1 protein-coding gene is annotated in these 740 nt (G+C 55.3%); it reads left to right on the forward strand.

Annotation, left to right across the window (positions count from 1 at the left end; translation table 11 throughout):
* On the forward strand, nt 1-740 hold a 740-nt coding region (locus tag JHD07_RS38270), incomplete at both ends, for a sialate O-acetylesterase (RefSeq protein WP_291631659.1).

Consider the following 740-nt stretch of genomic DNA (forward strand, 5'->3'; position numbering starts at 1 on the left):
ATTCCGTCCGCCCAGTGCCGGCCAATACAAGCTCCCCAAGGAGATCCAGGAGTTGTGGGACAAGCATCCCCAGGGTGCCCACGGGATTCCTAAAGCCGAAGACCGGAAAAAGTGGCAGGAGGACAAGGATGCCGCCTCGGGTGTGTTTTACCGAATGATGATCGAACATGTGAAAAAGGTGCTGGCAGATCCCAAGCGGGTCTGCCCGGAATACGACGAACAGGCTGGCTATGAAGTGGCCGGGTTTGTCTGGCTTCAGGGTTTTAATGATCTGGTTGACGGGACTACGTATCCAGGCCCCGACCAACCTGGAAAATACGACGAATACTCGCGCCTGCTGGCACACTTCATTCGCGATGTACGCAAAGACCTGATAGCCCCGAAGATGCCGTTCGTGATCGGCGTGCTGGGAGTCGACGGTGAGAGCAAAAACGTGAACTTTCGCAACGCCATGGCCGCACCGGCTTATCTGCCCGAGTTCGAGGGCAATGTGATTGCGGTTGAGACCGCTGGGTTCTGGGATCATGCCATCGCCGCCGCACAACCAAAGCAGGGGGAATACAACACTATCATCGGGACTGCTCACGCACTGAAAAACGATGGAGCTATCGACAAGGCGTGGAAATGGGAGAATTACTGGAAGCCAGTAGGTAATCCTCTGCCAGAGGACCGGATCTGGCGATTCGCTACGGTTGATGCCACGGAAAATAAAGACAAGATGGAGAAATATGACGGCAGGC

The organism is Bradyrhizobium sp. (assembly GCF_016462955.1).
Taxonomy (GTDB): Bacteria; Pseudomonadota; Alphaproteobacteria; order Rhizobiales; family Xanthobacteraceae; genus Bradyrhizobium.